The organism is Streptomyces sp. NPDC002520, from assembly GCF_053595235.1.
Genome location: NZ_JBSFXG010000038.1, coordinates 1 through 25,999, shown reverse-complemented (window position 1 = coordinate 25,999; position 25,999 = coordinate 1). Strand labels below are relative to the sequence as shown.

23 protein-coding genes and 1 pseudogene are annotated in these 25,999 nt (G+C 72.2%); 18 read left to right on the top strand and 6 right to left on the bottom strand.

Features of this window, described 5'->3' with window-relative positions:
- The first annotated feature begins 108 nt into the window (after positions 1 to 108).
- Positions 109 to 1,536 (top strand): argininosuccinate lyase, encoded by a 1,428-nt coding sequence (gene argH, locus ACWD5D_RS35990; protein WP_451377000.1) that lies wholly within the window; start codon positions 109 to 111, stop codon positions 1,534 to 1,536.
- Between the two features lie 44 nt (positions 1,537 to 1,580).
- Here argH and ACWD5D_RS35985 read toward each other — a convergent pair whose 3' ends face one another.
- Both ACWD5D_RS35985 and ACWD5D_RS35980 read right to left on the bottom strand, forming a co-directional pair.
- On the bottom strand, positions 1,581 to 2,006 hold the full coding sequence (locus ACWD5D_RS35985) for a tautomerase family protein (protein WP_451376999.1): 426 nt from the start codon (positions 2,004 to 2,006) through the stop codon (positions 1,581 to 1,583).
- 38 nt (positions 2,007 to 2,044) lie between these two features.
- Positions 2,045 to 2,746, bottom strand: coding sequence for an SDR family oxidoreductase (locus ACWD5D_RS35980; protein ID WP_451376998.1), 702 nt, complete (start codon positions 2,744 to 2,746; stop codon positions 2,045 to 2,047).
- An 87-nt stretch (positions 2,747 to 2,833) separates the two neighbouring features.
- Between ACWD5D_RS35980 and ACWD5D_RS35975 the strand changes: the two genes are divergently transcribed.
- The 4 genes from ACWD5D_RS35975 to ACWD5D_RS35960 all read left to right on the top strand — a co-directional run bounded on the left by ACWD5D_RS35975 (position 2,834) and on the right by ACWD5D_RS35960 (position 6,723).
- Positions 2,834 to 3,436 (top strand): winged helix-turn-helix transcriptional regulator, encoded by a 603-nt coding sequence (locus ACWD5D_RS35975; protein ID WP_451376997.1) that lies wholly within the window; start codon positions 2,834 to 2,836, stop codon positions 3,434 to 3,436.
- A gap of 136 nt (positions 3,437 to 3,572) precedes the next feature.
- On the top strand, positions 3,573 to 4,544 hold the full coding sequence (locus ACWD5D_RS35970; protein WP_451376996.1) for an aldo/keto reductase: 972 nt from the start codon (positions 3,573 to 3,575) through the stop codon (positions 4,542 to 4,544).
- 83 nt (positions 4,545 to 4,627) lie between these two features.
- Positions 4,628 to 5,203 carry a TetR/AcrR family transcriptional regulator gene (locus ACWD5D_RS35965; protein WP_451376995.1) on the top strand — a complete coding sequence of 192 codons (576 nt, stop codon included), beginning with the start codon at positions 4,628 to 4,630 and terminating at the stop codon, positions 5,201 to 5,203.
- Positions 5,200 to 6,723, top strand: a complete 1,524-nt coding sequence (locus ACWD5D_RS35960) for an MFS transporter (protein ID WP_451376994.1) — start codon at positions 5,200 to 5,202, stop codon at positions 6,721 to 6,723. The genes ACWD5D_RS35965 and ACWD5D_RS35960 overlap by 4 nt, the downstream gene beginning before the upstream one ends.
- Before the next feature lie 85 nt (positions 6,724 to 6,808).
- Here ACWD5D_RS35960 and ACWD5D_RS35955 read toward each other — a convergent pair whose 3' ends face one another.
- Positions 6,809 to 7,480, bottom strand: a complete 672-nt coding sequence (locus tag ACWD5D_RS35955; protein ID WP_451376993.1) for a lysophospholipid acyltransferase family protein — start codon at positions 7,478 to 7,480, stop codon at positions 6,809 to 6,811.
- 377 nt (positions 7,481 to 7,857) lie between these two features.
- On the opposite strand from ACWD5D_RS35955, the gene ACWD5D_RS35950 reads away from it, so the two are divergent.
- From ACWD5D_RS35950 to ACWD5D_RS35940, 3 genes are all read left to right on the top strand, one after another.
- On the top strand, positions 7,858 to 9,033 hold the full coding sequence (locus ACWD5D_RS35950) for a glycerophosphodiester phosphodiesterase (RefSeq protein WP_451376992.1): 1,176 nt from the start codon (positions 7,858 to 7,860) through the stop codon (positions 9,031 to 9,033).
- Positions 9,034 to 9,133: 100 nt separating this feature from the next.
- Positions 9,134 to 9,640: an RNA polymerase sigma factor gene (locus tag ACWD5D_RS35945; protein ID WP_451376991.1), complete on the top strand. Its 507-nt coding sequence runs from the start codon at positions 9,134 to 9,136 to the stop codon at positions 9,638 to 9,640.
- Positions 9,641 to 9,684: 44 nt separating this feature from the next.
- The gene (locus ACWD5D_RS35940) at positions 9,685 to 10,182 is read left to right on the top strand and encodes a GNAT family N-acetyltransferase (protein ID WP_451376990.1); all 498 of its coding nucleotides are present in this window, start codon (positions 9,685 to 9,687) and stop codon (positions 10,180 to 10,182) included.
- A gap of 51 nt (positions 10,183 to 10,233) precedes the next feature.
- Here ACWD5D_RS35940 and ACWD5D_RS35935 read toward each other — a convergent pair whose 3' ends face one another.
- Complete coding sequence (locus ACWD5D_RS35935) at positions 10,234 to 10,653, bottom strand: hypothetical protein (RefSeq protein ID WP_451376989.1); 420 nt, start codon at positions 10,651 to 10,653, stop codon at positions 10,234 to 10,236.
- A 1-nt stretch (position 10,654) separates the two neighbouring features.
- The gene (locus ACWD5D_RS35930) at positions 10,655 to 11,014 is read right to left on the bottom strand and encodes a hypothetical protein (protein ID WP_451376988.1); all 360 of its coding nucleotides are present in this window, start codon (positions 11,012 to 11,014) and stop codon (positions 10,655 to 10,657) included.
- Between the two features lie 69 nt (positions 11,015 to 11,083).
- Between ACWD5D_RS35930 and ACWD5D_RS35925 the strand changes: the two genes are divergently transcribed.
- The 9 genes from ACWD5D_RS35925 (at position 11,084) to ACWD5D_RS35885 (ending at position 24,219) form a co-directional block, all read left to right on the top strand.
- Positions 11,084 to 11,734, top strand: coding sequence for an HAD family hydrolase (locus tag ACWD5D_RS35925; RefSeq protein ID WP_451376987.1), 651 nt, complete (start codon positions 11,084 to 11,086; stop codon positions 11,732 to 11,734).
- Between the two features lie 392 nt (positions 11,735 to 12,126).
- A complete protein-coding gene (locus ACWD5D_RS35920) occupies positions 12,127 to 13,170 on the top strand; it encodes a methionine ABC transporter ATP-binding protein (protein WP_451376986.1) in 1,044 nt (347 codons plus the stop codon).
- The gene (locus ACWD5D_RS35915) at positions 13,167 to 13,904 is read left to right on the top strand and encodes a methionine ABC transporter permease (protein ID WP_451376985.1); all 738 of its coding nucleotides are present in this window, start codon (positions 13,167 to 13,169) and stop codon (positions 13,902 to 13,904) included. The genes ACWD5D_RS35920 and ACWD5D_RS35915 overlap by 4 nt, the downstream gene beginning before the upstream one ends.
- Positions 13,905 to 13,979: 75 nt before the next feature.
- The gene (locus ACWD5D_RS35910) at positions 13,980 to 14,816 is read left to right on the top strand and encodes a MetQ/NlpA family ABC transporter substrate-binding protein (protein WP_451376984.1); all 837 of its coding nucleotides are present in this window, start codon (positions 13,980 to 13,982) and stop codon (positions 14,814 to 14,816) included.
- A 174-nt stretch (positions 14,817 to 14,990) separates the two neighbouring features.
- Entirely contained in the window at positions 14,991 to 15,629 is a 639-nt protein-coding gene (locus ACWD5D_RS35905) for a GNAT family N-acetyltransferase (RefSeq protein WP_451376983.1), read from the top strand.
- Between the two features lie 143 nt (positions 15,630 to 15,772).
- On the top strand, positions 15,773 to 16,978 hold the full coding sequence (gene cbiE / locus ACWD5D_RS35900) for a precorrin-6y C5,15-methyltransferase (decarboxylating) subunit CbiE (RefSeq protein WP_451376982.1): 1,206 nt from the start codon (positions 15,773 to 15,775) through the stop codon (positions 16,976 to 16,978).
- A gap of 406 nt (positions 16,979 to 17,384) precedes the next feature.
- On the top strand, positions 17,385 to 21,749 hold the full coding sequence (cobT, locus tag ACWD5D_RS35895; protein WP_451376981.1) for a nicotinate-nucleotide--dimethylbenzimidazole phosphoribosyltransferase: 4,365 nt from the start codon (positions 17,385 to 17,387) through the stop codon (positions 21,747 to 21,749).
- A gap of 321 nt (positions 21,750 to 22,070) precedes the next feature.
- Positions 22,071 to 23,303 carry a uroporphyrinogen-III C-methyltransferase gene (gene cobA / locus ACWD5D_RS35890; protein ID WP_451376980.1) on the top strand — a complete coding sequence of 411 codons (1,233 nt, stop codon included), beginning with the start codon at positions 22,071 to 22,073 and terminating at the stop codon, positions 23,301 to 23,303.
- Positions 23,304 to 23,400: 97 nt separating this feature from the next.
- Entirely contained in the window at positions 23,401 to 24,219 is an 819-nt protein-coding gene (locus ACWD5D_RS35885) for a TrmH family RNA methyltransferase (protein WP_451376979.1), read from the top strand.
- 52 nt (positions 24,220 to 24,271) lie between these two features.
- Here ACWD5D_RS35885 and ACWD5D_RS35880 read toward each other — a convergent pair whose 3' ends face one another.
- A complete protein-coding gene (locus ACWD5D_RS35880) occupies positions 24,272 to 25,702 on the bottom strand; it encodes a protein kinase domain-containing protein (RefSeq protein ID WP_451376978.1) in 1,431 nt (476 codons plus the stop codon).
- A 93-nt stretch (positions 25,703 to 25,795) separates the two neighbouring features.
- Here ACWD5D_RS35880 and ACWD5D_RS35875 point away from each other — a divergent pair.
- A pseudogene (locus ACWD5D_RS35875) lies at positions 25,796 to 25,999 on the top strand (hypothetical protein); the annotation flags it as partial.

Here is a 25,999-nt window from a genome sequence, read left to right as displayed (position 1 = left end):
TCACCTCGCAACGATCGGCCTGACAGCCGCCTCCTCACCTGCCAAGGTGAGGAGGCGGTGTCACATCACGAGTCTTGTGGCACACCAAGAGCTTTGAGGAGCAACGCAGTGAGCAGCAACAGCGGTGACGTACGGCTCTGGGGCGGCCGTTTCGCCGACGGTCCCGCCGAGGCCCTGGCGAAGCTGTCCGCGTCCGTCCACTTCGACTGGCGGCTCGCCCCCTACGACATCGCCGGTTCCCGCGCCCACGCGCGCGTGCTGCACCAGGCCGGACTGCTCACCGCGGACGAACTCGAGCGCATGATCGCCGGGCTCGACCGGCTGGAGGCCGACGTGGCGGACGGCTCCTTCGTCGGCACCATCGCCGACGAGGACGTCCACACCGCCCTGGAGCGCGGCCTGCTGGAGCGGCTCGGCCCCGACCTCGGTGGCAAGCTGCGCGCCGGCCGGTCCAGGAACGACCAGGTCGCGACCCTTTTCCGCATGTACCTGCGCGACCACGCCCGGATCATCGGCGGCCTGATCGCCGAGCTCCAGGACGCCCTGATCGGCCTCGCCGAGGGCCACCCGGACGTGGCCATGCCCGGCCGCACCCACCTCCAGCACGCCCAGCCGGTGCTCTTCGCCCACCACGTCCTGGCCCATGTGCAGTCCCTGTCCCGGGACGCCGAGCGGCTGCGCCAGTGGGACGAGCGGACGGCCGTGTCGCCCTACGGCTCCGGCGCCCTCGCGGGCTCCTCCCTCGGGCTGGACCCGGAGGCGGTCGCCAAGGACCTCGGCTTCGAGCACGGCAGCGTCGGCAACTCCATCGACGGCACGGCCTCGCGTGACTTCGTCGCCGAGTTCGCCTTCATCACCGCGATGATCGGGGTCAACCTGTCCCGGATCTCCGAGGAGATCATCATCTGGAACACGAAGGAGTTCTCCTTCGTGACCCTGCACGACGCGTTCTCCACCGGCTCGTCGATCATGCCGCAGAAGAAGAACCCGGACATCGCCGAGCTGGCCCGGGGCAAGTCCGGCCGCCTCATCGGCAACCTCACCGGGCTCCTGGCCACCCTCAAGGCCCTGCCCCTCGCCTACAACCGCGACCTCCAGGAGGACAAGGAGCCGGTCTTCGACTCCTGCGACCAGCTGGAGGTGCTGCTCCCCGCCTTCACCGGCATGATCGCCACGCTCACGGTCAACCGCGAGCGCATGGAGGAACTGGCCCCGGCCGGCTTCTCGCTCGCCACCGACATCGCCGAGTGGCTGGTCAAGCAGGGTGTGCCGTTCCGGGTGGCGCACGAGGTCGCCGGCGAGTGCGTGAAGGTGGCCGAGGCCGAGGGCAAGGAGCTGGACGGGCTCACGGACGAGCAGTTCGCGAAGATCTCCGCCCACCTCACCCCCGAGGTCCGCTCCGTCCTCAACGTCCCCGGCGCCCTCGCCTCCCGCAACGGCCGCGGCGGCACCGCCCCGAGCGCGGTCGCCGTCCAGCTGACGGAGGTCAAGGCGGACGTGGCGCAGCAGCACGCGTGGGCGACCGCGAAGAAGTAGCCGCCGGTGCGGCTCGTCCTGCGACGGCGCCACTCGTGGCGTGATCAGTAGGGCGAGACCGCGTTGTTCTCGGCCCAGAGCTTCTCCGTGTCGGAGCCTCCGGGCGGCGGCACGAGCCCGTTGATCATCCAGAGATCCTCGCTGGTCTCGTCCACACTGAACTCCCAGTGCAGCCCCGCCTTCCCTTCGAGGTGGGGCTGCAGTATGTCCATGACCCACTGAGCGGTCCGGCGCCGGCTCTCCTGGTCGGGGTTGTGCCGGGCGATGTGGTCGATGGTGATGCGGACCCCGGCCGGGGTGGGCTCCCCGCCGACGTACATGTCCTCGGGCCGGGTCTCGTGGAACAGCGTGACCACGTAGAACCGGGGCAGCCCGATCTTCTCGTAGTGGTCGGTGATGCGGGAGGCGAGGCGGTGCTTCTCCTCGCCGGTGAAGATTCCGGGCGTGTGGTGAATCGTCCAAAGGGGCATGACCGTTCGGCCTCCTCGTGTGCGTGTCGCGCGGGATGTCAGTGGGCGTACGGGAAGGCCAGGCCCTCCACGGGGCCGGACAGAGCCGCCTTGGTGGCGACGGTGAAGTCGTCGGTGAGCACCTCCGTGGCCCCGGCCTCCAGGCCGTCCACGATCCGCGCGGCCACGTCGGCCGGCGTCGCCTTCGGCAGATTCATGGCGGAGACCATCTCGGTGTCGATGAACCCCGCGTGCACGCCGACGACCTGGGTGTTCTGGCCGGCCAGTTCCCCGCGGAGCGAGTTCGTGACGGACCACGCCGCCGCCTTGGACGCCCCGTAGGCGCCGGCGCCGGAGACCCAGGACAGCACCGAGTGCATGTTCACCAGCGCGCCCCCGCCGTTCGCGGCCAGGATCGGCGCGAAGGCCCGTGCCACCCGCAGCGACCCGAAGACGTTGACGTCGAACGTCGTGGTGGCGTCGTCGAGGTCGCCCGTCAGCAGTGGAGCCGGCAGCAGGATCCCGGCGTTGTTGAAGACGATGTCGACATCGGTGGCGACCTCCGCGAGGGCGGCGACCGACGCCGCCGAACGGACCTCCAGCTCCGCCGTGACCACCTCCGGCCGTTCGTCGGTGTACGCCGAGCGTGCCGTCGAGTAGACCTTGCGCGCCCCACGTGCCATCAGCTCGTCCACCAGCGCCGCGCCGAGCCCCCGCCGGCCTCCGGTCACCAGGACCACCTTGTCCGCTACGGAAACCATGACCTCTCCTCCATCTGAGTAACGGGATCGTTAGTAAGAGGGAACCATGGCTAGCTGGGTAACGCAAGCATTAGTTATGCTGGTGCGATGGCGATGAACTTCGAGGAGCGGCTGCGCGACCGGGGCCCGTGGCCGATCGGCGACGACTGTTCGGCCGGGCGGGTTCTGGACCTGCTCAGCACCAAGACGGTGTTCCTGGCGATCCGGGAACTCTTCTACGGCACGACCCGGTTCGACGACTTCGTGACGCGGATCGGGGCCTCGGCGCCCGCGGTGTCACGGGCCCTCGCGCAGCTGAAGGCCGCGCAGATCGTCAGGGCCGTTCCTTATCGCGAACCGGGCAGCCGCGCGCGCGAGGAGTACCGTCTGACCGAGGCCGGCGAGGACCTGCTGCCGGTGTTCCTGTCGCTGATGCAGTGGGGCGACGCGTACCTGCAGGACGGCCGCCCGCCCCTGTCGTTCGTCGATGCCGACACCGGTCGTCCGGTCCGCGTCCGCGTCACCGCCGACCCGGCGCCGGAGGCGACGTCCGACGACATCGAGATCCGGCTGCACCCCGACTTCCGGCCCCGGCGCCCGCAGGCGGCCGCGGTCGGCGGCGCCCGCGGACGCCACGCCTCCGAGAGCCCTCGCTCCGCCGGTCAGGGTGAGCCGGGGTCCGCCGATCAGGGTGAAGCCGGGGCCGGCTGAGCCTTCCGGGCCGCATCGCCTCGCCCCGTCCCGCCCCGGAACCCGGCGCGCACGGGTGAACGCGCACGCATGAAACGACCACCTCGCGGGTTACGTTGGGCCGAGCCCCCACGGAGCCGACCCCACGGAGCCCGCGATGCCCTTCGCCCGTCTCGCGACCGCCACCACGCCGACCTGCCACATCGGCCTCGGCCTGGCCGCCGTCGGCCGCCCCGGCTACATCAACCTCGGCCGGGAGGGCGACCTCGGCGAGGACCGCAGCGTCGAAGCCCTGCGCACCCGCACCCACGAACTCCTCGACGCCGCCTACGCCCAGGGTGTGCGCTACTTCGACGTCGCCCGCTCCTACGGCCGTTCCGAGGAGTTCCTCGCCGACTGGCTGCGCGCCCGCCCCGCCGTCGACGACGTGGTCGTGGGCAGCAAATGGGGCTACACCTACACCGCCGCCTGGCACACCGACGCCGCACAGCACGAGGTCAAGGACCACAGCCTGGCGGCGTACGAGCGGCAGCGCGCCGAGACCGACGCGCTGCTCGGCGACCGGCTCGACCTCTACCAGATCCACTCGGTGACCCCCGACAGTCCCGCCCTCACCGACAAGGAACTCCACGCGCGGCTCGCCGAGGCCGCCGCCGGGGGCCTCACCATCGGCTTCTCCACCAGCGGCCCCGCCCAGGCCGACACGATCCGAGCCGCGCTCCGGGTGACCGTCGACGGCGAACCCCTCTTCCGTACCGTGCAGTCGACGTACAACGCGCTGGAGCACTCGGCCGGCCCCGCGCTCGCCGAGGCGCATGACGCGGGGCTCACCGTGATCGTCAAGGAGGGCATGGCGAACGGCAGGCTGGCCGAACCGAACGCGCCGGCCGCGCTGAAGGCCGTGGCCGCCGAGACGGAACTCGGCTGCGACGCCGTGGCCCTCGCCCTGATCCTGCGCCAGCCCTGGGCCGGGGTCGTCCTGTCCGGCGCGGCCACCGTCACCCAGCTCGCCTCCAACCTGCACGCCCCCGTCGTCGACCTCGACGTCGACCAGCTCACCCGCCTCGCCACGCTCGTGGAGGATCCGCACGCCTACTGGGAGCGGCGCGGACAGCTGCCCTGGCACTGACGGACACCCCTGCCGACCAGCACCTGTGAGTCACGCATGCCTATTGTGAGACACAGATGTCTCACATGGGCTACTCTTGTCTCATGGCCCTGGATCGTGACCACGTGCTGCGCAGCGCAGCCACCCTGCTGACCCGCAAGTCCACCGCGACCATGGACGAGGTCGCCAAGGCCGCCGGGATCAGCCGGGCCACGCTGCACCGCCACTTCGCCGGGCGCGACGCGCTCGTACGGGCGCTGGAGGCGCTCGGCATCGCGGAGTGCGAGGCCGCGCTGGACGCGGCCCGTCTCGACGAGGGCCCGGCGAGCGAGGCCCTCCGGCGCATGGTCGGGTCGATCGAACCCGCGGCCGCCCTGCTCGCCTTCCTCTACACCGAGAACCAGCTGTTCGAGGGCGAGCAGCAGAACCAGGGCTGGGCCCGCCTGGACGAACGCCTCATGGCCCTGTTCCGGCGCGGTCAGGAGAGCGGCGAGTTCCGCATCGACCTCACCCCGGCCTGGCTCACCGAGGCGCTGTACGGCCTGCTGGCCTCCGCCGCCTGGGCGGTCGCGGAGGGCCGGGTGGCCGGCAAGGACTTCACCTACATGACCGTCGAGCTGCTGCTCGGCGGCGCACGACGTGCGGACGCACCAAGAAGATCAAGAAGAGAGGAATCATGACCAGCACCGTGCAGTCGGTCCACGCGGCGGAGGTGGAGAAGCGTCCGGGCCGCTGGCTCGCGCTCTCCGTCCTCGTCCTGGCCGTACTGCTGGTGGCCGTCGACGCCACCGTCCTCGGCCTGGCCACCCCCTACATCACCGAGGACCTGGGTCCCACCGGCACCCAGCTCCTGTGGATCGGCGACGTCTACTCGTTCGTCATCGCCGGTCTGCTGGTCTCCATGGGCAGCCTCGGCGACCGCATCGGCCGCAAGCGGATCCTGCTCGGCGGCGCCACGGTGTTCGGCGCGGTCTCCGTCCTGAACGCCTACGCGACGACACCCGAACTCATGATCCTGGCGCGGGCGTTGCTCGGCGTCGCGGGCGCCACCCTGATGCCCGCCACCCTCGCCCTGATCCGCAACATCTTCCACGACGCGCGCGAGCGCAGCCTCGCCGTCGGCATCTGGGGCGCCACCGCGTCCGCGGGCACCGCCGTCGGCCCCATCGTGGGCGGCTTCCTGCTCGAGCACTTCTGGTGGGGCTCGGTCTTTCTGATCAACCTGCCGGTGATGGCCGTCCTGGTCGTCGTCGGCATCCGCACCCTGCCCGAGTCCCGCAACCCGAACCCCGGCCCCTGGGACATGATCAGCGTCGTCCTGTCACTGGTCGGCATGATCGGCGTCGTGTACGCGGTCAAGGAGGCGGCGACGCACGGCTTCACCTGGTCCACGCTCGCCTCGGGCCTGCTGGGCACGGCCGCGCTCCACGGCTTCGTCCGGCGCCAGCTCACCATGCCGACCCCGCTGCTGGACATGCGGCTCTTCAGGCGGCGCGGCTTCAGCGGGGCGGTGCTCGCCGACCTGCTGACCGTGCTCGGCATGTCCGGCCTGGTGTTCTTCCTGTCCCAGTTCCTGCAACTCGTGCAGGACAGAGGTCCGTTCGAGGCGGGTCTGGCCGAACTGCCCGCCGCCGTCGGCGCGGTGGTGTCCGGCCTGGTCGCGGGCCGCGCGGCCCGGCGCTTCTCGGTGCGCGCGGTGGTGTCGGGCGGTCTGGCCGCCGTCGGCATCGCCCTCGCCGTCCTGACGACCCTGGACGTGTCGACGGGCTACCCGATGCTCGGCGCCGCACTCCTGGTCGTCGGCGTCGGCGCCGGCTTCTCCTTCACGGTGACGGCCGACGTCATCCTCTCCAGCGTCCCCAGGGACCAGGCGGGCGCCGCCTCCGCCGTCTCCGAGACGGCGTACGAACTCGGCGCGGCCCTCGGCATCGCCCTGCTCGGCTCGATCGTGACCGGCGTCTACCGCGACTTCACCGGTCCGGCCGGAACCCCGGCAGCGGCCCACGAGTCACTGGGAGCGGCGGTGGAGGCGTCGGCGCACATGTCCCCGCACACGGCGCAGACCCTGCTGGAATCGGCGCGCTCGTCCTTCGTCCACGGCCTGCATCTGGCCTCGGGCGCGGGAGCGGCGGTCCTCCTGGCCGCGGCACTGGCGGCGTGGTTCCTGCTGAAGGGGCAGAGACTGGAAAGCGCGGGGTGATCCGACCGACCCAGGGGCGCGGGGGGAACTGCGCGCTCAGCCCCCACGCACCGGCACCCGAAGGCCGGCCCGACCGTCGGCGACGCTACGCGGCTTTGGCCTTCGTGGCGTACATGTCCACGTACTCCTGACCGGACAGCCGCATGACCTCGGCCATCACCGAGTCGGTCACGGCCCGCAGCACGTAGCGGTCGCGGTCCATGCCCTCGTAGCGGGAGAACTCCATCGCCTCGCCGAACCGCACGGTCACCCGGCCCGGCCGCGGCATCCCCGCGCCGCCCGGCTGCAGCTTGTCCGTGCCGATCATCGCGAAGGGAACGACCGGCGCGCCCGTCATCAGCGTGAGGCGGGCGATGCCGGTGCGGCCGCGGTAGAGGCGGCCGTCGGGGGAGCGCGTGCCCTCCGGGTAGATGCCGAAGATCCTGCCCTCCTCGAGGACGCGACGGCCGGTCATCAGCGCCGCCACACCGCCGCGGCCGCCGTCACGGTCCACCGGGATCATGCCGACGCCCGTGAAGAACCAGGCCATGAGACGGCCCTTGAGGGTCTTGCCGGTGACGTACTCGTCCTTGCCGATGAAGACGACCTGACGGTCGCAGACCAGCGGCAGGATCATCGAGTCGATGAAGGTCAGGTGATTTCCGGCCAGAATGACCGGGCCGTCCCCGGGGATGTGCTCCGCGCCCTCCACCTGTGGGCGGAACATCAGGCGCATGATCGGTCCGAGCACTGCCTTGATGAGCGCGAAGCGGGACAACGGGTCCTCCGATGTCGAGGGGAGCGATATGAGTCTGTGCAGGTGAGGACATTACTCGCGGCCCGGAGGGAAACGCACATCGGGTGCGCTCGGTTCACCGAGGTCTTACTCATTGTTGACATGGGTTTACCTGCGATGGCGCGCCGGAATCGGCGGCCCACACCCCGGTGACGATGTGACGGACATCGCGCCGCGCCCGGCACCGCCCGCAGACCCGTCCCGGCCCGCCCGGCACCCCGTCCGCCGACGGTCCGTCACACCTCGCCGCCCAGACGACATACGGCGTCACCTCTGTGTTCCGGCCGGGGTCGATCGTCCGTCATGTGGACACCCCTACGATCGGCGCGCACTCGAGAGCGGACGGCAGGAGGGCGCTCATGGACAGCGACCAGGCGAACCAGAAGACACACGGAACCGCACGGCGGGCGCTCCTCGGCGCCGCGGTGCTCGGCGCGAGCGGGGCGGTCCTCGGGCTGCCCGGTGTCGCCCGTGCGGCCGACACCCGGACGGCCGCACCCGGCGCGGGCGGCCTGAAGAGCCTGCCCGTGCCGACGATCATCGGCCACCGGGGTGCCAGCGGCTACCGCCCGGAGCACACCTTCGGCTCGTACAACCTGGCGCTCGACCTCGGCGCCGACATCGTGGAGGCCGGCGACCTGGTGGTCACCAGGGACGGACACCTCGTCTGCCGGCACGAGCCGGAGATAGGCGGCACCACGGACGTCGCCTCGCACCCCGAGTTCGCGGGCCGCAGGACCACCAAGATGCTGGACGGCGTCGCCACCACCGGCTGGTTCGCCGAGGACTTCACCCTCGCCGAGCTGAAGACGCTGCGCGCCGTCGAGCGCATCCCGGCCAACCGCCCCCACAACACGCTCTACGACCGGCGCTGGGAGATCCCCACCTTCGAAGAGGTCCTGAAGTGGCAGGACGAGCAGACCCGCAAGCGCGGCCGGCAGGTCTGGATCTACCCCGAGACCAAGCACCCCACCTATTTCCGCAAGCTGGGCCTCGGCCTGGAGGAGCGGGTGGCGAAGCTGCTGCGCAAGTACGGCAAGGACAACCGCAACTCGCCGGTCATCCTCCAGTCCTTCGAGCCGACCAGCATCCAGAAGCTGAACCAGCTCGTCGACAACCCGCTCGTCGTCCTGCTCTCCTCGGCCACCAGCCGCCCCTACGACTTCGTCGAGGCGGGCGACCCGCGCACCGTCGCCGACCTGATCACGCCCAAGGGCCTCAGGGAGATCGCCGGCTACGCGCAGGGCATCGGCCCCACGCTGGACCTGGTCATCCCGAAGAACGCCGACGGCACCCTGGCCCAGCCGACCCGCCTGGTCTCCGACGCGCACAAGGTGGGGCTGATCCTGCACCCCTACACCATGCGCAACGAGAACCCCTTCCTCCCGGCCGAGTACCGCAAGGGCGGCGCGGCGGACGCCTATGGTGACCCCTTCGGTGCCTTCAAGACGTACTTCGCGACCGGCATCGACGGCGTCTTCACCGACAACGCCGACACGGGCCTGCTGGCCCGCGCCGACTTCCTGGCCGGCTGAGCCCCGCCGCCTTCGTCAACACCAAGACCGTGCAACACCCTTCGGGGTGACTCCGCGCCGCCCCGGAAACCCCCCGCCGGGGCGGCACGTCGTTGTGCATATGACGCCCGACCTGGTGACCGCCCTGCGCCCGCTGCTCACTGCCGAGGCCTCGGCCGAGGCGCACGCCTTCGGAGGCGAGCCCGGGGACCTCGAGCAGGCGGTCTGGCTGCGCCTGCTCGAACGGCTGGAGAGCGACGGGCCGCCCCCCGACCCACCGGGCTGGCTGCGCAAGGCCGTCCGCGCCGAGGCGCGCCGCACCCGTCGTACGAACCGCATCGAACTCCCCTACGGCGCCGAGCCGGTCGCCGACACCCGGCCCGGACCCGAGCAACTCGCCCTCACCGCCGCCCGGTACCGCGCCCTGCGTGCGGCGATCCGCCGGCTGCCCGGCCGCTGCCCGCTTCTCATCGAGGCGCTGCTCTCCCCGGAGGACCTCACATACCGGGAGATCGCGGGGGAGTTGGGTATCTCACAAGGCAGTTTGGGACCGGAACGTTCCAGATGTCTGGGATGTCTGCGTCGATTGCTCACTCCGGAGGTTGCGGCCGCCGAAGCGCGGGGATAGGAGTGGGAACGACAGGCGATCAGGTGAGCGGGAGGCGTGCGCACATGGGCATGAGCGTGACCATCTCGGTGGCGACCGGGCAGGATGCGGAGCAGATCTTCAGGCTCCAGTACCTCTGCTTCCAGAGCGAGGCCGCTCTGTACGGCAACTACCGCATCGACCCGCTGGTCCAGAGCCTCGACTCGGTCCGCGAGGAGGTCGCCGCCGACTGCGTGTTCGTCGCCCGGCTCGGCGACGAGGTGGTCGGCTCGGTGCGCGGCAAGGTGACCGAGGACGGCGCCGCCGCCATCGGCAAACTCTGCGTCCACCCCCGCCTCCAGGGCCACGGAATCGGAGCCCGCCTGCTGCGCGCGGCCGAGGCGGCGTTGGCCGAGGAGCGGGGCGCCACCAGGTTCCGCCTCTTCACCGGCCACCGCAGCGAGGGCAACCTCCGCCTGTACCGCCGCGTCGGCTACGAAGCGGTGGGCCGCTCCAGGGGTGCCGACGGAGTAGAACTGATCATTCTGGAGAAGCCGGCCGGGGTCTTCGTCCAAACTGCCTGAGGACAGCGCCCTGAAGGGGGGCGAAGCTGCTTCGCTGTGCGGCTCCGCCCCTCAGGCGCCCTGCCCGGCTGCCGCCTTCCGCAGCCAGTACATCGCGGAGAGCGGCAGCAGAACCGGAATGAAGATGTAGCCCATCCCGTACTGCGACCACACGGTCGCGTCGGGGAACGCCGAGGGCTCCACGAGCGTCCACGTGCCGACCACCAGCACGCCCACCAGCTCGGCGGCGCAGCACACCAGCGCCGCCCTGCGGGCGGTCTCCCCGCCCCGGACCAGCGTGTACGTGATGAACCCGTACACGACACCCGCCAGCGCCGACAGCGAGTAGGCCAGCGGCGCCCGCTCGAAGTCCGTCGCGATCTGGTACGCCGAGCGCGACACCGCGCCGACCACCATCACGCCGTAGAACCAGACGAGCAGCATGCCCGGCCCGCTGATCAGCCGGGCCGGCTTCTCCTCCACCGCCGTCATCTCAGCCTCCCCAGATGTCGAAGAGCCGCACTTCGAGAACGGCCAGCACCACACCGCCGGCCGCCGCCGTCACCGAGCCCCAGCGTGTCCGCTCGGCCAGCGACATGAAGCCCGCGGCCGGCACGCACGCGAACGCGCCCAGCAGATACGCCACGAAGATCGTCGTGCCCTGCTCCGGCTTCTCGCCCCGCGCCAGCTGCACGATCCCGGTCACCAGCTGGATCAGGGCCAGCAGGGACACCACGGCCATGCCGATGAAGTGCCAGTCCTTGGTCGGCTGGTCCCGGTAGGCGGCCCAGCCGCACCAGGCGGCGAGCAGCAGCGCGGCGACGCCGGTCACCAGCGTCAGGGCATTGAGCATGCCGTGACCTTATTACGGCCGAAATGGCCGGCCGTCGCCGACCCCGCCGTACCCCGTAGGGGCTGGACCATGACGATCCACGCGCACGCCCTCCTGTTCGACAACGACGGCACCCTCGTCTCCTCCCTCGACGCCGTCGAGCGCCGCTGGACGGACTGGGCCCGGGAGTACGGGATCACGACGGAGCGGTTGCGGGCCGTGGCGCCGCACGGACGGCCCGCGGCCGAGATCGACGCCGACCTGCTGCCCGCCCACCTCGTGGCGGAGGCCGTCGCGCGGGTCGAGCTGCCGGAGGTGGAGGACGTGCCGAACGGGGGCGTCCGTCTGCTGCCCGGGACACGGGAGTTCCTCGACTCCCCGCCGGCCGACCGCCGGGCCGTCGTCACCTCCGCCACCCGGCGCCTGGGCGAGGCCCGCCTCGACGCGGTCGGCATCCTGCCGAAGACGCTGATCACCGCCGACGACGTCACGCGCGGCAAGCCCGGCCCCGAGCCGTACCCGCTCGCCGCGCGGCAGCTCGGCGTGGACCCGGCCCACTGCGTGGTCTTCGAGGACGCCCCCGCCGGGCTCCGGGCGGGCCGCGCGGCCGGGATGACCACCGTGGCGTTGGCCACAACCCACCGGGCCGAGGAACTGGACGCCGACCTGGTGGTCGAGGACCTCTCGGCCTTGTCCGCGCTGGTCACCGACACGGGAGTGGAGATCTCCGTCCGCCGCTGAACCCTGTCCGCCACTGTCCGGCATGTGGACAACGGCGGCCTGTCAGGACCGTCCGTCTGCTTTACTGCTCGCATGACCACGACGAGCTGCCGCATCCCTGCGACCGAGGCGCCCATGACGCCCGGTGCTCGTTGTATGTGTCTCCTGACGTGTCGAATGTGCGCCTTCTAGAGGGCCCCCGCACCGCCTGAGCCTCGCGCCCCGAAGCGAGAGCCGTGGCCGTCCGACGTCCGGATCACCGGAGTTCGCGACCAGGCCGCCTCGCGCACACGCCGTTCTCCCCGGTTCCACCGCCGGCGCGAGAACCGTGCCGCGTCCCTGAACGAACGCAATGAACGCAACCGTGCCCGGGCACACCCGCGCCCGCGCACTCGACCGTGACGGAAATCCCTGTGATCACCACATCGGGCCTGACCAAGGTCTACCGCTCCCGCGGCCGCGAGGTCACCGCTCTCGACGGAGTCGATCTTCACGTCCGCGAAGGCGAGGTCTACGGCGTCATCGGCCAGTCCGGCGCCGGCAAGTCCTCCCTCATCCGCTGCGTCAACCTCCTGGAGCGTCCGACATCCGGGACGGTGAGCGTCGCCGGACAGGACCTCACCGCGCTCGCGGGGCGCGGACCGCGCGCCGGAAGGGAACTCCGGCAGGCGCGCAGCCGTATCGGCATGGTCTTCCAGCACTTCAACCTGCTCGCCTCACGGACCGTGCAGGACAACGTCGAGCTGCCGCTGGAGATCCTCGGGAAGTCGGGCAAGGACCGTTCCCGCAAGGCGCTGGAACTCCTCGACCTCGTCGGCCTCGCCGACAAGGCCAAGGCCTACCCGGCCCAGCTCTCCGGCGGACAGAAGCAGCGCGTCGGCATCGCCCGCGCCCTCGCCGGCGACCCCAAGGTGCTGCTCTCCGACGAGGCCACCAGCGCCCTCGACCCGGAGACCACCCGCTCGATCCTCCAGCTGCTGCGCGACCTGAACCGGCAGCTGGGCCTGACCGTCCTGCTCATCACGCACGAGATGGACGTCGTGAAGTCGATCTGCGACTCCGCCGCCCTCATGGAGAAGGGCCGCGTCGTGGAGTTCGGCACGGTCAGCGAGCTGCTGGCCACGCCCGGCTCGGAACTGGCCGCCGCACTGTTCCCGGTGGGCGGCGAGGCCACCGGCACCGACCGGACCGTCCTCGACGTCACCTTCCACGGCGAGGCCGCGACCCAGCCGGTCATCTCCCAGCTCGCCCGTACGTACAACATCGACATCTCGATCCTCGGCGCCGCCATCGACACCGTCGGCGGCCTCCAGATCGGCCGCATGCGCATCGAACTGCCCGGCCGCTACGAGGACAACGTGGTGCCGATCGGCTTCCTGCGCGAACAGGGCCTGCAGATCGATGTCGTGGACAACGCGGCCCAGGGGCCCGTGCTGGTGAAGGATGGTGCCAAGTGACCTGGTCCGAGATGCAGCCGCTGCTGTCCCAGGCGTGTTGGGACACCCTGTACATGGTCGGCTGGTCCACACTGATCGCCATCGTCGGCGGGCTCCCGCTCGGCATCCTGCTCGTCCTCACGGACAAGGGCGGACTGCTGCAGAACGTCGTCGCCAACAAGGTGATCGGCCAGGTGGTGAACATCGCCCGCTCGATGCCCTTCATCATCCTGATGGTTGCGCTGATGAGCTTCACGCGGACGATCACCGGGACGACGATCGGCCGTGAGGCCGCCATCGTGCCCCTCGCGATCGGGGCGATCCCGTTCTTCGCGCGCCTGGTCGAGACGGCTGTCCGCGAAGTGGACGGCGGACTCGTCGAGGCCGTGCAGTCGATGGGCGGCAACACCTGGACCATCGTCCGCAAGGTGCTCGTCCCCGAGTCCCTGCCGTCGCTGATCTCCAGCACCACCACCACGATCGTCGCGCTCATCGGCTACTCGGCCATGGCCGGCACCGTCGGCGCCGGCGGCCTCGGCGACATCGCCATCCGCTACGGCTACCAGCGCTTCGAGACCCAGCTCATGTGGATCACGGTGGCGATCCTCGCCGTCGTCATCTCGGTCATCCAGTTCGCAGGCGACTACGCGGCCCGCTCCCTGCACCGCCGCGGCGGCCGGTCCGGCCCCGCGCCGAGGCTCCGCCTGCTCAAGGCCAAGGAGCCCGCGCAGGCCGACATCAGCAAGGTCGCCTGAGCCCCCTCCCTCCCGCAGACTCCCCGTCCCACCACACGACGGGGTCGCACCACCCCTTCAGGAAAGGCACTTTTCGTGCGTAACACCGCCAAGATCACCGCTGCTGTCCTCACCGCCGGAGCCCTCACGGTCGGGCTCACCGCCTGCGGCTCCGGCAAGGACTCCTCCTCTTCCTCCGCCGACTACAGCGGACCGCTGGTCGTCGCCGCGAGCCCCGTCCCGCACGCCGAGATCCTGAACTTCGTCAAGGACCACCTGGCGAAGAAGGCCGGACTCGACCTGGAAGTCAAGGAGTTCCAGGACTACATCGTGCCGAACACGGCGACCGAGGACGGCTCGGTGGACGCCAACTACTTCCAGAACCAGCCGTACCTGGACGACTTCAACAAGAAGCGCGGCACCCACATCGTGCCCGTCGTCACGGTGCACCTGGAGCCGCTCGGCCTCTACTCCCACAAGGTGAAGAGCGCCGACGCCCTGAAGAGCGGTGCGACGGTCGCCATTCCCAACGACGCCGTCAACGAGGCCCGCGCCCTCAAGCTGCTCGCCGCCGACAAGCTCATCACGCTCAAGGCCGGCGCCGGCACCGAGGCGACCCCGCAGGACATCGCCGACAACCCCAAGCACCTCCAGTTCAAGGAGGTCGAGGCGGCCCAGACCGTGCGCTCCCTGGACGACGTGGACGCCGCGGTGGTCAACGGAAACTACGCCATCTCGTCCGGCATCAAGCCCGCCAAGGACGCCCTGGTCCTCGAGTCCGCGAAGAACAGCCCGTACGGCAACTTCCTCGCCGTCAAGAAGGGCAACGAGAAGGACCCGCGGGTCAAGAAGCTCGCCAAGCTGCTGACCTCGCCCGAGGTGAAGAAGTTCATCGAGGACAAGTACCAGGGTTCGGTCATCCCCTCCTTCTGATCGGACGACCCCCTACGCCCTACGGCAATCCGCGACGCACGGGGTCCACTCCCTCACCCGGGGTGGACCCCGTCGTGTCGTTCAGTGGTTTCATGCTGCATGCTGGGCAGTTCAGCAGGGCCCACGGCGGTTCTGATGGTCTCTCAAGTTCTTCCGAAGGTTACGGAGCGGCGCATGACGAGCACCTTCCCCAACATCTCCATCAGCACGGAGCGGTTGGTGCTGCGTCCCCTCGACGAGGACGACGTGCCCGCCCTCGCCGAGATGATGAACGACGAGCAGGTCGCCGCCTGGACCGACGTCCCCCAGCCGTTCACCGAGGACGCCGCCCGGCGCTGGATCACCGAGCACGCGCCCGCCGAGCGGGCCGCCGGCCGGGGTCTGGACCTCGCCGTCACCGAGTTCCTCACCCAGCGCCTGGTCGGCGTCGTCCAGCTGACCAGGACCGACTGGCACATCCGGTCCACCGAGCTGTCGTACATCATCGCCCCCTGGGCCCGCGGCGAGGGCTACGCCTCCGAGGCCGCGCTCGTCACCGCCCAGTGGCTCCTGGGCGACCAGCGGTTCGAGCGCATCGAGATCCGCACGGCCGCCGACAACACCGCCTCCCAGCAGGTGGCCCAGAAGATCGGCTGCATCAGCGAGGGCGTGCTGCGCAACGCCTGCATAGTGCACGTCCGCACCGAGGACGGCACCTGGAGCGACCTGCGCACCGACTTCATCGTGTGGAGCCTGCTGCCGGAGGACCTCGACGGCGCCGACGAGCAGCTCGCCGACACCGGCGGCTTCACGGCGTACTCCGACTGGAACTGAGACCGGCGAGTGCCGGCCGGGCCCCGGACCGGACCCGAATCCGGCCCCGCCGCGCGTCCGACACCTTCACCAGGTACGCTCACGAAGCCCGCCCGTGGGCCCCGCACCCCTGACGACCTGCGAAGACCAGGAGACTGACGACGATGGCCGACCGGGTCACGGTGATCGGCTGGGACGGCTCGCCGCTGACCGCCGCGGCACGCGCCGCCCTCGGCGCCGCCACGCTCGTGGCGGGCGCGCCCCACCACCTGGCGCTGCCCGAGGTCCTGCCCACCGCCGAACGCGTCCGCCTCGGCAGTGTCACCCTGGCCGCCCGCAGGATCGCCGCCCACCGCGGCACCGCCGTCGTCTTCGCCGACGGCGACCCCGGCTTCTTCGGCGTCGTACGCACGCTGCGCGCACCCGAGTTCGGCCTGGAGGTCGAGGTCGTCCCCGCCGTCTCCTCGGTGGCCGCCGCCTTCGCCCGGGCCGGCATGCCGTGGGACGACGCCCAGGTCGTCGTCGCCCACCGGCGCACCCTGCGCCGGGCCGTCAACGTGTGCCGCGCCCACGCCAAGGTCGCCGTCCTCACCTCACCCGGCGCCGGGCCCGCCGAACTCGGCCTGCTCCTGGACGGCGTCCACCGGACCTTCGTCATCTGCGAGGAACTCGGCACCGAGCACGAGCGGGTCAGCGTCGTCACCTCCGACAAGGCCCCGGACCACGCCTGGCGCGACCCCAACGTCGTCATCGTCATCGGCGGCCCGGTCGGCGGCGCCGAGGGCGGCGGCTGGATCGCCGGACGCGACCCGGCCGCCGGCCCGCGCGGCTGGGTGCAGCCCGCCGAGGCCTACGACGGCCGGCTCGGCGAGGGCGAGTCGGAGCTGCTGCGCGCCGCCCAACTCGCCCGTCTCGGCCCCCGGGTCGGCGACCTCGTCTGGGACATCGGCTGCGGCTCCGGCGCGTTCGCCGCCGAGGCCGGGCGCGCCGGAGCCGCCGTCATCGCCGTCGACCGCGATCCCGCCGCCTGCGCCCGGACCGACGCCGCCGCGCGCCGCTTCGGGGTCCAGCCGCAGATCGTGCAGGGCGACGCCCCGCACGTCCTGGAGAACCTGCCCGAACCGGACGTCGTACGTGTCGGCGGCGGGGGAGCGGCCGTGGTCTCCGCGGTCGCCGACCGCCGCCCTCAGCGCATCGTCACGCATGCCGCGACCCGGGACGAGGCCGAACTCGTGGGCCGCGACCTGACCGAGCACGGATACCGGGTCGCGTGCGCACTCCTGCAGTCCGTCGAACTCGACACCCGGGCCTGGTCGGAGACGGAGCGCAGCGTCGTGTTCCTGCTGACCGGGGAACTCCCGCCGCGCTGAACACCTCGTCGAGGGGCGGTCGCCGGGTGACGGACGGGTGCTGCGGGACAGCGCCCCGTGATCCTGTTGTCGTACCGCGCGCGGTAGGCTGGCCGATCGTTGTACCGCACCGGTGGCCCGGAAATTCGTTCGCCAATGTCCGGAAAACGTGCCCGTTTTGGGGTGGGTGTGGTACGGCGTAACCGGAGGACGCGCGCAAAGTGGCGCAGTCCACAGCGGACTGTCCCGGATCATGCTGTCGCGATGGCGGAACGGCCGGGACAATGCCACTGAATGGCTTTGTCGCCTTTTCCGGCGGGTCGTTCGTGCCGCTGGGCACGGACGCTCGTTCTTCACTACGGGCGGTCGGTGCGCCGTTCCGGGTGAGCTGGTCGTAGAAGCACTAACCGATGGGCGAGGGGTACGCATGACGGACACCGGCCAGGTCCCGGGCGAGGGGCTGCCGGAGAGCGCAGGCATGGTGGAACAGCCGGGCGTTCCCGCGCACGGTGCGTACACCTTCCTCGCCGAGGCGCCCGCCGAAGACGAAGACCTGTTGCTGCCGGGTGCCCAGGGCGCGTGGGGCAACGAAGTGCCGCCGCCCGCCCCGGAACCGGTCGTCGAGACCGTCCACGAGCCGGGACCGCACGAGACGGCCGGCCGGGACAGCGGCTCCGTCGACCTGAGCGGCGTACGACTGCCCGAGTCGGGCCCGGTCTCCGTCACTCCGTCACCCATCCTCTCGGCCCCGCAGGATCCGGCCACGGCCGCGCAGCCGTCGCGCCGTCCGCTGCACCTCGGCCCGCCGATCCCCGACGCCTCCGCGAGCCCGGTCCGCTCCCTCGCCGACCGCGGCCCCGCCGGGGCGCCGGTGCGTCAGCCGGGACCGCCCACCACCGGGCCCGAGTACCTCGACGTCCAGCCGCTGCGCGACATGGCCCCGCAGAACGCGGCCCCTTGGGGCGCGACCCCGGCCGCCGAGGGTCAGGCCGGCACCATGGCCCGGGCAGCGGAAACGGTTGGCCCGGTGGGTGAGGTCCTGGGTGAACCGTGGGGTGACGGGGCCGGCGCGGCGCAGGCCGGCGTGACCGGCGTTGCCGCGCAGGCGGGGGTGCAGGGTCAGGCCCTGAGCACGGTCGTCCACGGCCACGACGGTGTGCAGGCCGTGCACGGTCACGACGGGGTGTACGCCGTCGACGCCGCTCACCTCGCGGGCGGGGTCGTGGCTCAGGATGCGGCCGTGCCGGGCGAGGCCGAGGCGGCGGTGCCGGGCGAGGCCGACGGTGCGCGGCCGGCGGACATGGCTGTCCCGGGCGGAGCAGGCCTGGTGACTCCGGTTCAGGAGACGCCGGTGGAGGTCGTCCCGGGGCAGGACGCTCCCGTCCAGGAGCCGCAGGCCGTGGCGGTCGAGCCCGTCGCGGTCGTGGCGCCGGTCGAGGCGGTCGAGGCGGCTGAGTCCGCCCAGCCCGTCGAGACCGTGCAACAGGACGCAGTGCAGCAGAACGTGGTGCAGTGGAGCGAGGCCGTCCTGGCGGACGGGTCCGCGCAGCCGGTCGACGGTGCGCAGATCGCCGAGGCGTCGCAGCCCCAGCGCGTCGCCGCGGTCGTCGGTACGGCCCCGGTCGAGGAGGCGAGCGCCGACGCCGCCGCCGCTGCTGTCGTCGAGCAGGGTGCCGTGGCCGCGCCGGGCGAGGTCGAGAGCGCCGAGGCTGTCGGCGTGCAGGCCGCAGCCGCCGACGCCCTTGCTGTCGAGGCTGCGCCGCAGGCTGCCGACGCCATCGCCGCACAGGCTCCCGCCGAGATCGCCGGCCTTATTCCCGCGCAGGCAGGCCCGCACGCCTCCGGCGTCGTAGCGGCGCAGCCGGTCGTCGCAGTCCCCGCGCCGGCCGCTGAGCCGACGCCCGAAGCCGTGGCGGTCACCGCCCCGGTGCCGACGCCCCAGGCAGGCCCCGCCACCGACGAGGCGCAGGCCGCTGACGTTCCCCAGGCGCCCGAAGCTCCCCAGGTCCCCGAGGCCACCGAGCCCGGTGCGGCCCCGGAACCGGCAGCGGCAGCGGCTCAGGAACCGGCAGCGGTCCCGGAATCCGCGGCGGCCCCCGAGTCCACCGCCCCCGTGACGCCCGCCCCGGAAGCCGAAGTCCTCGCCGCCCCGGCCCCCGTCGCCGTACCCGTCCCGCCCGTCGGTGACGGCTCTCCCGCGGACGGCACCCCCACGGTCCCCGACGCGGCCCCGGCCCCCGAGCCGGCCCTCCCGCAGAACCAGGGTCCGCAGCTCACGGCCCCCGTCCCGCACGACGGTGAGATCATGACCGCTGTGCAGTCCCACCCAGAACCGCAGTCCCACCCGGAACCGCAGTCCCACCCGGAACCGCAGGTTCACCCGGAACCCCAGGCCCACCCAGAACCGCAGGTCCACCCGGAATCCCAGGCCCATCCGGAGCCTCAGCCTCAGTCGCAGGCTCAGACCCCGGCACAGGACACCCAGGGCGGGCAGGTGCTCACCACCGTCCCGGCCCCGGCCACCGCTGCTGCCGTCGCCTCCACAGCCCCCGCCACCTCCGCTGCCCCGGCCACCCCGCAGGTCGAGGCTGTCGAGGCCGCGCCCGTGCAGCCCACCGGTGAGGCCGTGTCGGGGTCCGGGGCGATCGCGGCCGCCGGGCACCCCGGCCTTCCCGTGCCGCAGGTCCTCGCCGGTGCGGCCGACCCGCTGCCCTCCAGCGTTCCGCTGGAGCCGCGGGCGGAGCAGCCGCTCGGGCAGTTCGTGCCCGTGGACGGTTCCGTACCCACCACCCCGCACCTTGCCCCGACCCCGCCGCAGCCGCTGATCCTGCCGACGGACGAGCAGGACGGCGCGCCGCAGGGGCCCGTGGCGACCGTGCCCGCGTCCTCGGTACCCGCGCCTTCCGTGCCGGCGCCCCGCGAGGCCGAACCGGTGGCGCCGGGCGCGCCGGAGGCCGAGCCCGCCCCCGACGTCGCACAGAGCGCGGAGGACCTGGAGACCAGGGCCGCCGACCAGGAAGAAGACCCGGAACCGGTGGACGAGGCACGCCGGTCCACCGGACCTGCCGCGCCCGCGTACGACGACGTCGAGCGCGAGGCCGTCCTGAAGGTCATGCGCGAGCGCCGCGACATCCGCAACGGCTTCCGCGGCGACCCGATCCCGCACGAGGTGCTGCTGCGCGTCCTGGAGGCGGCCCACACGGCGCCCTCGGTGGGCCACTCGCAGCCCTGGGACTTCGTCGTCATCCGGTCCGCCGACACCCGGCGCACGATGCACGAACTGGCGATGCGTCAGCGCGACGCGTACGCGAAGTCGCTGCCCAAGGGCCGGGCGAAGCAGTTCAAGGAACTGAAGATCGAGGCCATCCTCGACACCCCGGTCAACATCGTCGTCACCGCGGACCCGACCCGCGGCGGCCGCCACACCCTCGGCCGGCACACCCAGCCGCAGATGGCGCCGTACTCCGCCGCGCTCGCCGTGGAGAACCTCTGGCTCGCCGCCCGCGCCGAGGGCCTCGGCGTCGGCTGGGTCAGCTTCTTCGACGAGCGCGAGATGGTCCGTGCCCTCGGCCTGCCCGAGCACCTGGAGGTCATCGCCTACCTGTGCGTCGGGTACGTCGACGAGTTCCCGGACGAGCCCGAGCTGATGCAGGCCGGCTGGTCCAAGCGACGCCCGCTGTCGTGGGTGGTGCACGAAGAGACATACGGGCGCCGCGCCCTTCCCGGAGAGGAACCCCACGACCTGCTTGCCGAGACCGTCGCCCAGATCCGCCCGCTCGACGCCAAGGCCCTCGGTGAGGCCTGGGAGCGCCAGAAGCGCATGACCAAGCCGGCCGGCGCGCTCGGCATGCTGGAGATCATCTCCGCGCAGCTGTCCGGTCTTTCCCGGCAGTGCCCGCCGCCGATCCCGGAGCCCGCCGCCGTCGCGATCTTCGCCGGTGACCACGGCGTGCACGCCCAGGGCGTCACCCCCTGGCCGCAGGAGGTCACCGCCCAGATGGTGGCGAACTTCCTGGGCGGGGGAGCGGTCTGCAACGCCTTCGCCGGCCAGGTCGGCGCCGAGGTCTGCGTCGTCGACGTCGGTGTCGCCGCCGACCTGCCCGCCACCCCGGGGCTGCTGCCCCGCAAGATCCGCGGCGGCACGTCCGACATGACCGCCGGTCCCGCGATGACCCGCGAGGAGGCCAAGGCGGCCATCGAGGTCGGCATCGAGACCGCCCGTGACCTGGTGGCCGCCGGCAACAAGGCGCTGCTCACCGGTGAGATGGGCATCGCCAACACGACCGCGTCCGCCGCGCTGATCTCCGTCTTCACGGGCACCGACCCGGCGGAGGTGACCGGCCGGGGCACGGGCATCAACGACGAGACGCTCGCCCGCAAGACCGAGGTCGTCCGCCGCGCCCTCGAACTGCACCAGCCGGACCCGGCCGACCCCATCGGCGTCCTCGCGGCCATCGGCGGCTTCGAGCACGCGGCCATGGTCGGCCTGCTCCTCGGCGGCGCCTCCCTGCGTACGCCGGTGATCCTGGACGGCGTCAGCGCCGGCGCCGCGGCGCTGGTCGCCCGTGCGATCGCCCCCGAGGTCCTCGCGGCCTGCATCGCCGGCCACCGCAGCGCCGAGCCCGGCCACGTCGCGGCCCTCAACAAGCTGGGCCTGCGCCCCCTGGTCGACCTGGACCTCCGTCTCGGCGAGGGCACGGGCGCGCTGCTTGCGCTGCCCCTGGTCCAGAGCACCGCGAGAGCGATGCACGAGGTGGCGACGTTCGATTCCGCCGGGGTCACCGAGAAGTAGTGGCCGGCGCAAGGGGTCCGGGACAGCGGTTCCGGGCTCCTTGCGGTCGTGCCGCCGTTGCGGGCAGAGGCTCCGGGACGGCGGTGGCCGGTCCCGTGCCGGTGTGCCACGTTCGCGCCGTTCGCGGGCAGGCGTTCGGCACGGCGACGGGGGTCCTCATCGAGCGAAGCCGGGAGCGGGGGAGTTCGGGCACAACCGCCCGCAGCCCGGCGCCCGGCCCCCTGCTCAGCCACCGGACACCTGAGCCGCCCTTCCTGACCTGGACGTAAAATCCGCACGTCAGGGCCATCCTCCCGCCGCCACACCAGGAGCCGCACAGCCATGGCCGAACACCCCGCCTACCCCGTAGGTCTCCGCCTCTCCGGCCGCCGCGTGGTCGTCCTCGGCGGCGGCCAGGTCGCCCAGCGCCGCCTCCCGGCACTGATCGCGGCCGGCGCCGACATCTTCCTCGTGTCCCCGCAGGCGACCCCCTCCGTGGAGGCGATTGCGGACGCGGGCGAGATCACCTGGGCGCGGCGCCCCTACGCCGAGGGCGACCTCAGCGCCGCCTGGTACGCCCTCATCGCCACCAGCGACCCCGTCGCCAACGCCCAGGCCTCCGCCGAGGCCGAGCACCATCGTGTCTGGTGCGTCCGCTCCGACGACGCCGACCGGGCGACGGCCTGGACCCCGGCCACCGGGACCAGCGAGGGCGTGACCGTCGCCGTCCTCACCACGGACGCGCGCGGCCGCGACCCGCGCCACACCGCCGCCATCCGGGACGCGGTCGTGGAGGGCCTGCGCGACGGCACCCTGGTCGCCCCGCACCACCGCACCCGCACGCCCGGCGTGGCCCTGGTCGGCGGCGGCCCCGGCGACCCGGACCTCATCACCGTGCGCGGCCGCCGCCTGCTCGCCGAGGCCGACGTCGTCATCGCCGACCGCCTCGGCCCGCGCGACCTGCTCGCCGAACTGCCGCCGCACGTCGAGGTCATCGACGCCGCGAAGATCCCCTACGGCCGGTACATGGCCCAGGAGGCCATCAACAACGCGCTCATCGAGCACGCCAAGCAGGGCAAGTCGGTCGTACGGCTCAAGGGCGGCGACCCCTTCGTCTTCGGCCGGGGCATGGAGGAGGTCCAGGCGCTCGCCGAGGCCGGCATCCCGTGCACCGTCGTCCCCGGCATCTCCAGCTCGATCTCGGTGCCGGGCGCAGCCGGCATCCCCGTCACCCACCGGGGCGTCGCCCACGAGTTCACGGTCGTCAGCGGCCATGTCGCCCCCGACGACGAGCGCTCCCTGGCCGACTGGCCGTCGCTGGCGAAGCTCACCGGAACGCTCGTGATCCTCATGGGCGTCGACAAGATCGGGAAGATCGCCGAGACGCTCGTCGCGCACGGAAAGTCCCCCGAGACCCCCGTCGCCCTGATCCAGGAGGGCACGACGGCGGCGCAGCGCCGCGTCGACGCCACTCTCGCCACGGTCGCCGAGACCGTACGGGCGAAGGACGTGAAGCCCCCCGCGGTCATCGTCGTCGGCCCGGTCGTGAACGTCGGGCCGACGCCCGTGGCTTGATGCGTGTGTCCGTGCCGGCGGGGTCGGCGCGTAACCCCGAGTAACACGACCGTTCCCAGCCGTTGGCACCACACCCAGGACAAGGCAGTATCACCCTGTGGCCGATCTCATCACCATCGAGGATCCCGACGACCCGCGCCTGCGCGACTACACGGGCCTGACCGACGTCGAGCTGCGCCGCAAGCGCGAGCCCGCCGAGGGGCTGTTCATCGCCGAGGGCGAGAAGGTCATCCGCAGAGCCAAGGACGCCGGCTACGAGATGCGTTCCATGCTGCTCTCGGCCAAGTGGGTCGACGTCATGCGCGACGTCATCGACGAACTCCCGGCACCCGTGTACGCGGTGAGCCCGGAACTCGCCGAGCAGGTCACCGGTTACCACGTGCACCGCGGCGCCCTCGCCTCCATGCAGCGCAAGCCGTTGCCGACGGCGGCCGAGCTGCTGCGCTCCGCCCGCCGGGTGGTGGTTATGGAGTCGGTCAACGACCACACCAACATCGGCGCGATCTTCCGTTCCGCGGCGGCCCTCGGCATGGACGCGGTGCTGCTCTCGCCGGACTGCGCCGACCCGCTGTACCGCCGTAGCGTCAAGGTCTCCATGGGCGCGGTGTTCTCCGTGCCCTACGCCCGTCTGGAGACCTGGCCGAAGGGGCTGGAATCGGTTCGCGAGGCGGGCTTCACGCTCCTCGCGCTCACCCCGGACGAGAAGGCCCGCTCCCTCGACGAGGCGGCCCCGCACAAGATGGACCGGGTCGCCCTGATGCTCGGCGCCGAGGGCGACGGACTGTCCACCCAGGCCCTGGTCGCGGCCGACGAATGGGTACGCATCCCGATGTCCCACGGCGTCGACTCGCTCAACGTGGGCGCGGCGGCCGCGGTGGCCTTCTACGCGGTGGCCACGGGCCGGCCGGAGTCCTGAGCCGGCTCCCGGGCGTCACGTTCCGGGACCGGCCTCGGTCGCGGTACCCGCGTCACGTCCAGGAGGTGGCGCCCGGCGTGGTGCCGGAGCCGGTCCGCGGCGTCGGCCCGTACCGCTGAGACATCGGTGCGCCGGCGTCCAGCAGGGGGACGCCCGGCCGTACGAGCATCCGCCCGTGTACGACACGGCCGCCGCGGTCCTCGCCGCCGAGCCCGCGCGCCGGACCCTGGCAGCCCTGCGCCACCGCGATACCCAGCGCCACCAGCAGCGTCACCACCACGAACACGAACAGCCGTTGGCGCAGCAGCCGAGGATTGGCCGGCCGCCGACCGGTCCCCGTCGCCCGCGGTGCCGGACGCCCGTCGCCGACGCGCGGAGCGGGCCGGCTCCCGCTGCCGGAGCGCGGGGCGGCGCCACGCGGAGTCGGGGTGGGGCGGGCCGTGCCGGGGCGCGAGGCGGCGCCCGCGGGACGTGAGCCGCTGCCGCCCCGAGAGGGCACCGGCCCCCGGGCGGGCGCGGCACCGCGCGGCACCGGAGTGCCGGGGGCGGTCCGCCGCTGGGTGCGCTGTTGCTCGGGGTAGGTGTCGACGAGCCGCCCGGTGGGCCGGTCCGCCTCCGCCGTGCGGGGCGAGGGGGGCCGGGCCTCACTCAGGCCGTGGGCCTCGCGGGCGGCGATCTCCTTGAGCCGCAGCGACAGTTGGAGCGTGCTGGGCCGGTCGTCGGGGTCCTTGGCCAGACAGGCCTGCACGAGCGGGGCGAGCGCGTCCGGTACGCCGTGCAGCTGCGGCTCCTCGTGCACCACGCGGTACAGCATCACCTCGGAACTGCCGTGCCCGAAGGGCGAGTCACCGGTCGAGGCGTAGGCGAGGGTCGCGCCCAGCGAGAAGACGTCCGTCGCCGGGGTGACGGCCGCGCCGCGCACCTGCTCGGGGGCGAGGAAGCCGGGGGAGCCGACGGCCGTGCCGACGTGGGTGAGCGTGGAGGCGCCGGTGGCCCAGGCGATGCCGAAGTCGATGATCCGCGGTCCCTTGGGGGACAGCAGGATGTTGGACGGCTTGAGATCCCGGTGGACGACACCGGCCTCGTGCACGGCGACGAGTCCCTCGGACAGGGCCGCGCCGATCGCCGCCGCCTCGGCCGCGACGAGCGGGCCCTCGTCGGCGACCTTGTCGTGCAAGGAGGGGCCGGGCACGTACTGCGTCGCGAACCAGGGCCGCTCCGCCTCCAGGTCCGCCGCGACCAGCCGTGCCGTACAGCCGCCCCGGATGCGCCGGGCCGCCGAGACCTCACGGGCGAAACGCGAGCGGAACTCCTGGTCCTCCGCGAGATCGGGCCGGATCACCTTGAGCGCGACCCGCTGCCCCTTCTTGTCGGAGCCGAGGTAGACCACGCCCATCCCGCCCGCGCCGAGCCGTCGGTGAAGCCTGAACGAGCCGACGGCACGCGGGTCCTCGCGCCTCAGGCGCATCATCGCCATGTTCATCCCCGCTGCCCGGTCCCTGTGACGTGGCACAGCTTACGTTTTCACCGCCGCCCGCGCGCAGAGGCCGCGCCCTCTGGGGCGGACGGATTGTGCGTGCCGGACGCGGAAAATGAGGCAAAGTCAGGAGGCCGTTTCCCGCCGTGTGTTTGGGACTCACGGGATTTCAACCCGTCGACGGAACAAGGAGGTTGGTGTCGGGCGACCCCGGTCTACGAGGACCCGGCGACGTCCAGCCGCGTCCTGTCGCTGCACCGGCCCGGCTTCAAGCAGCTGCTCGAAGAGGCGGGCGTCGGCGAC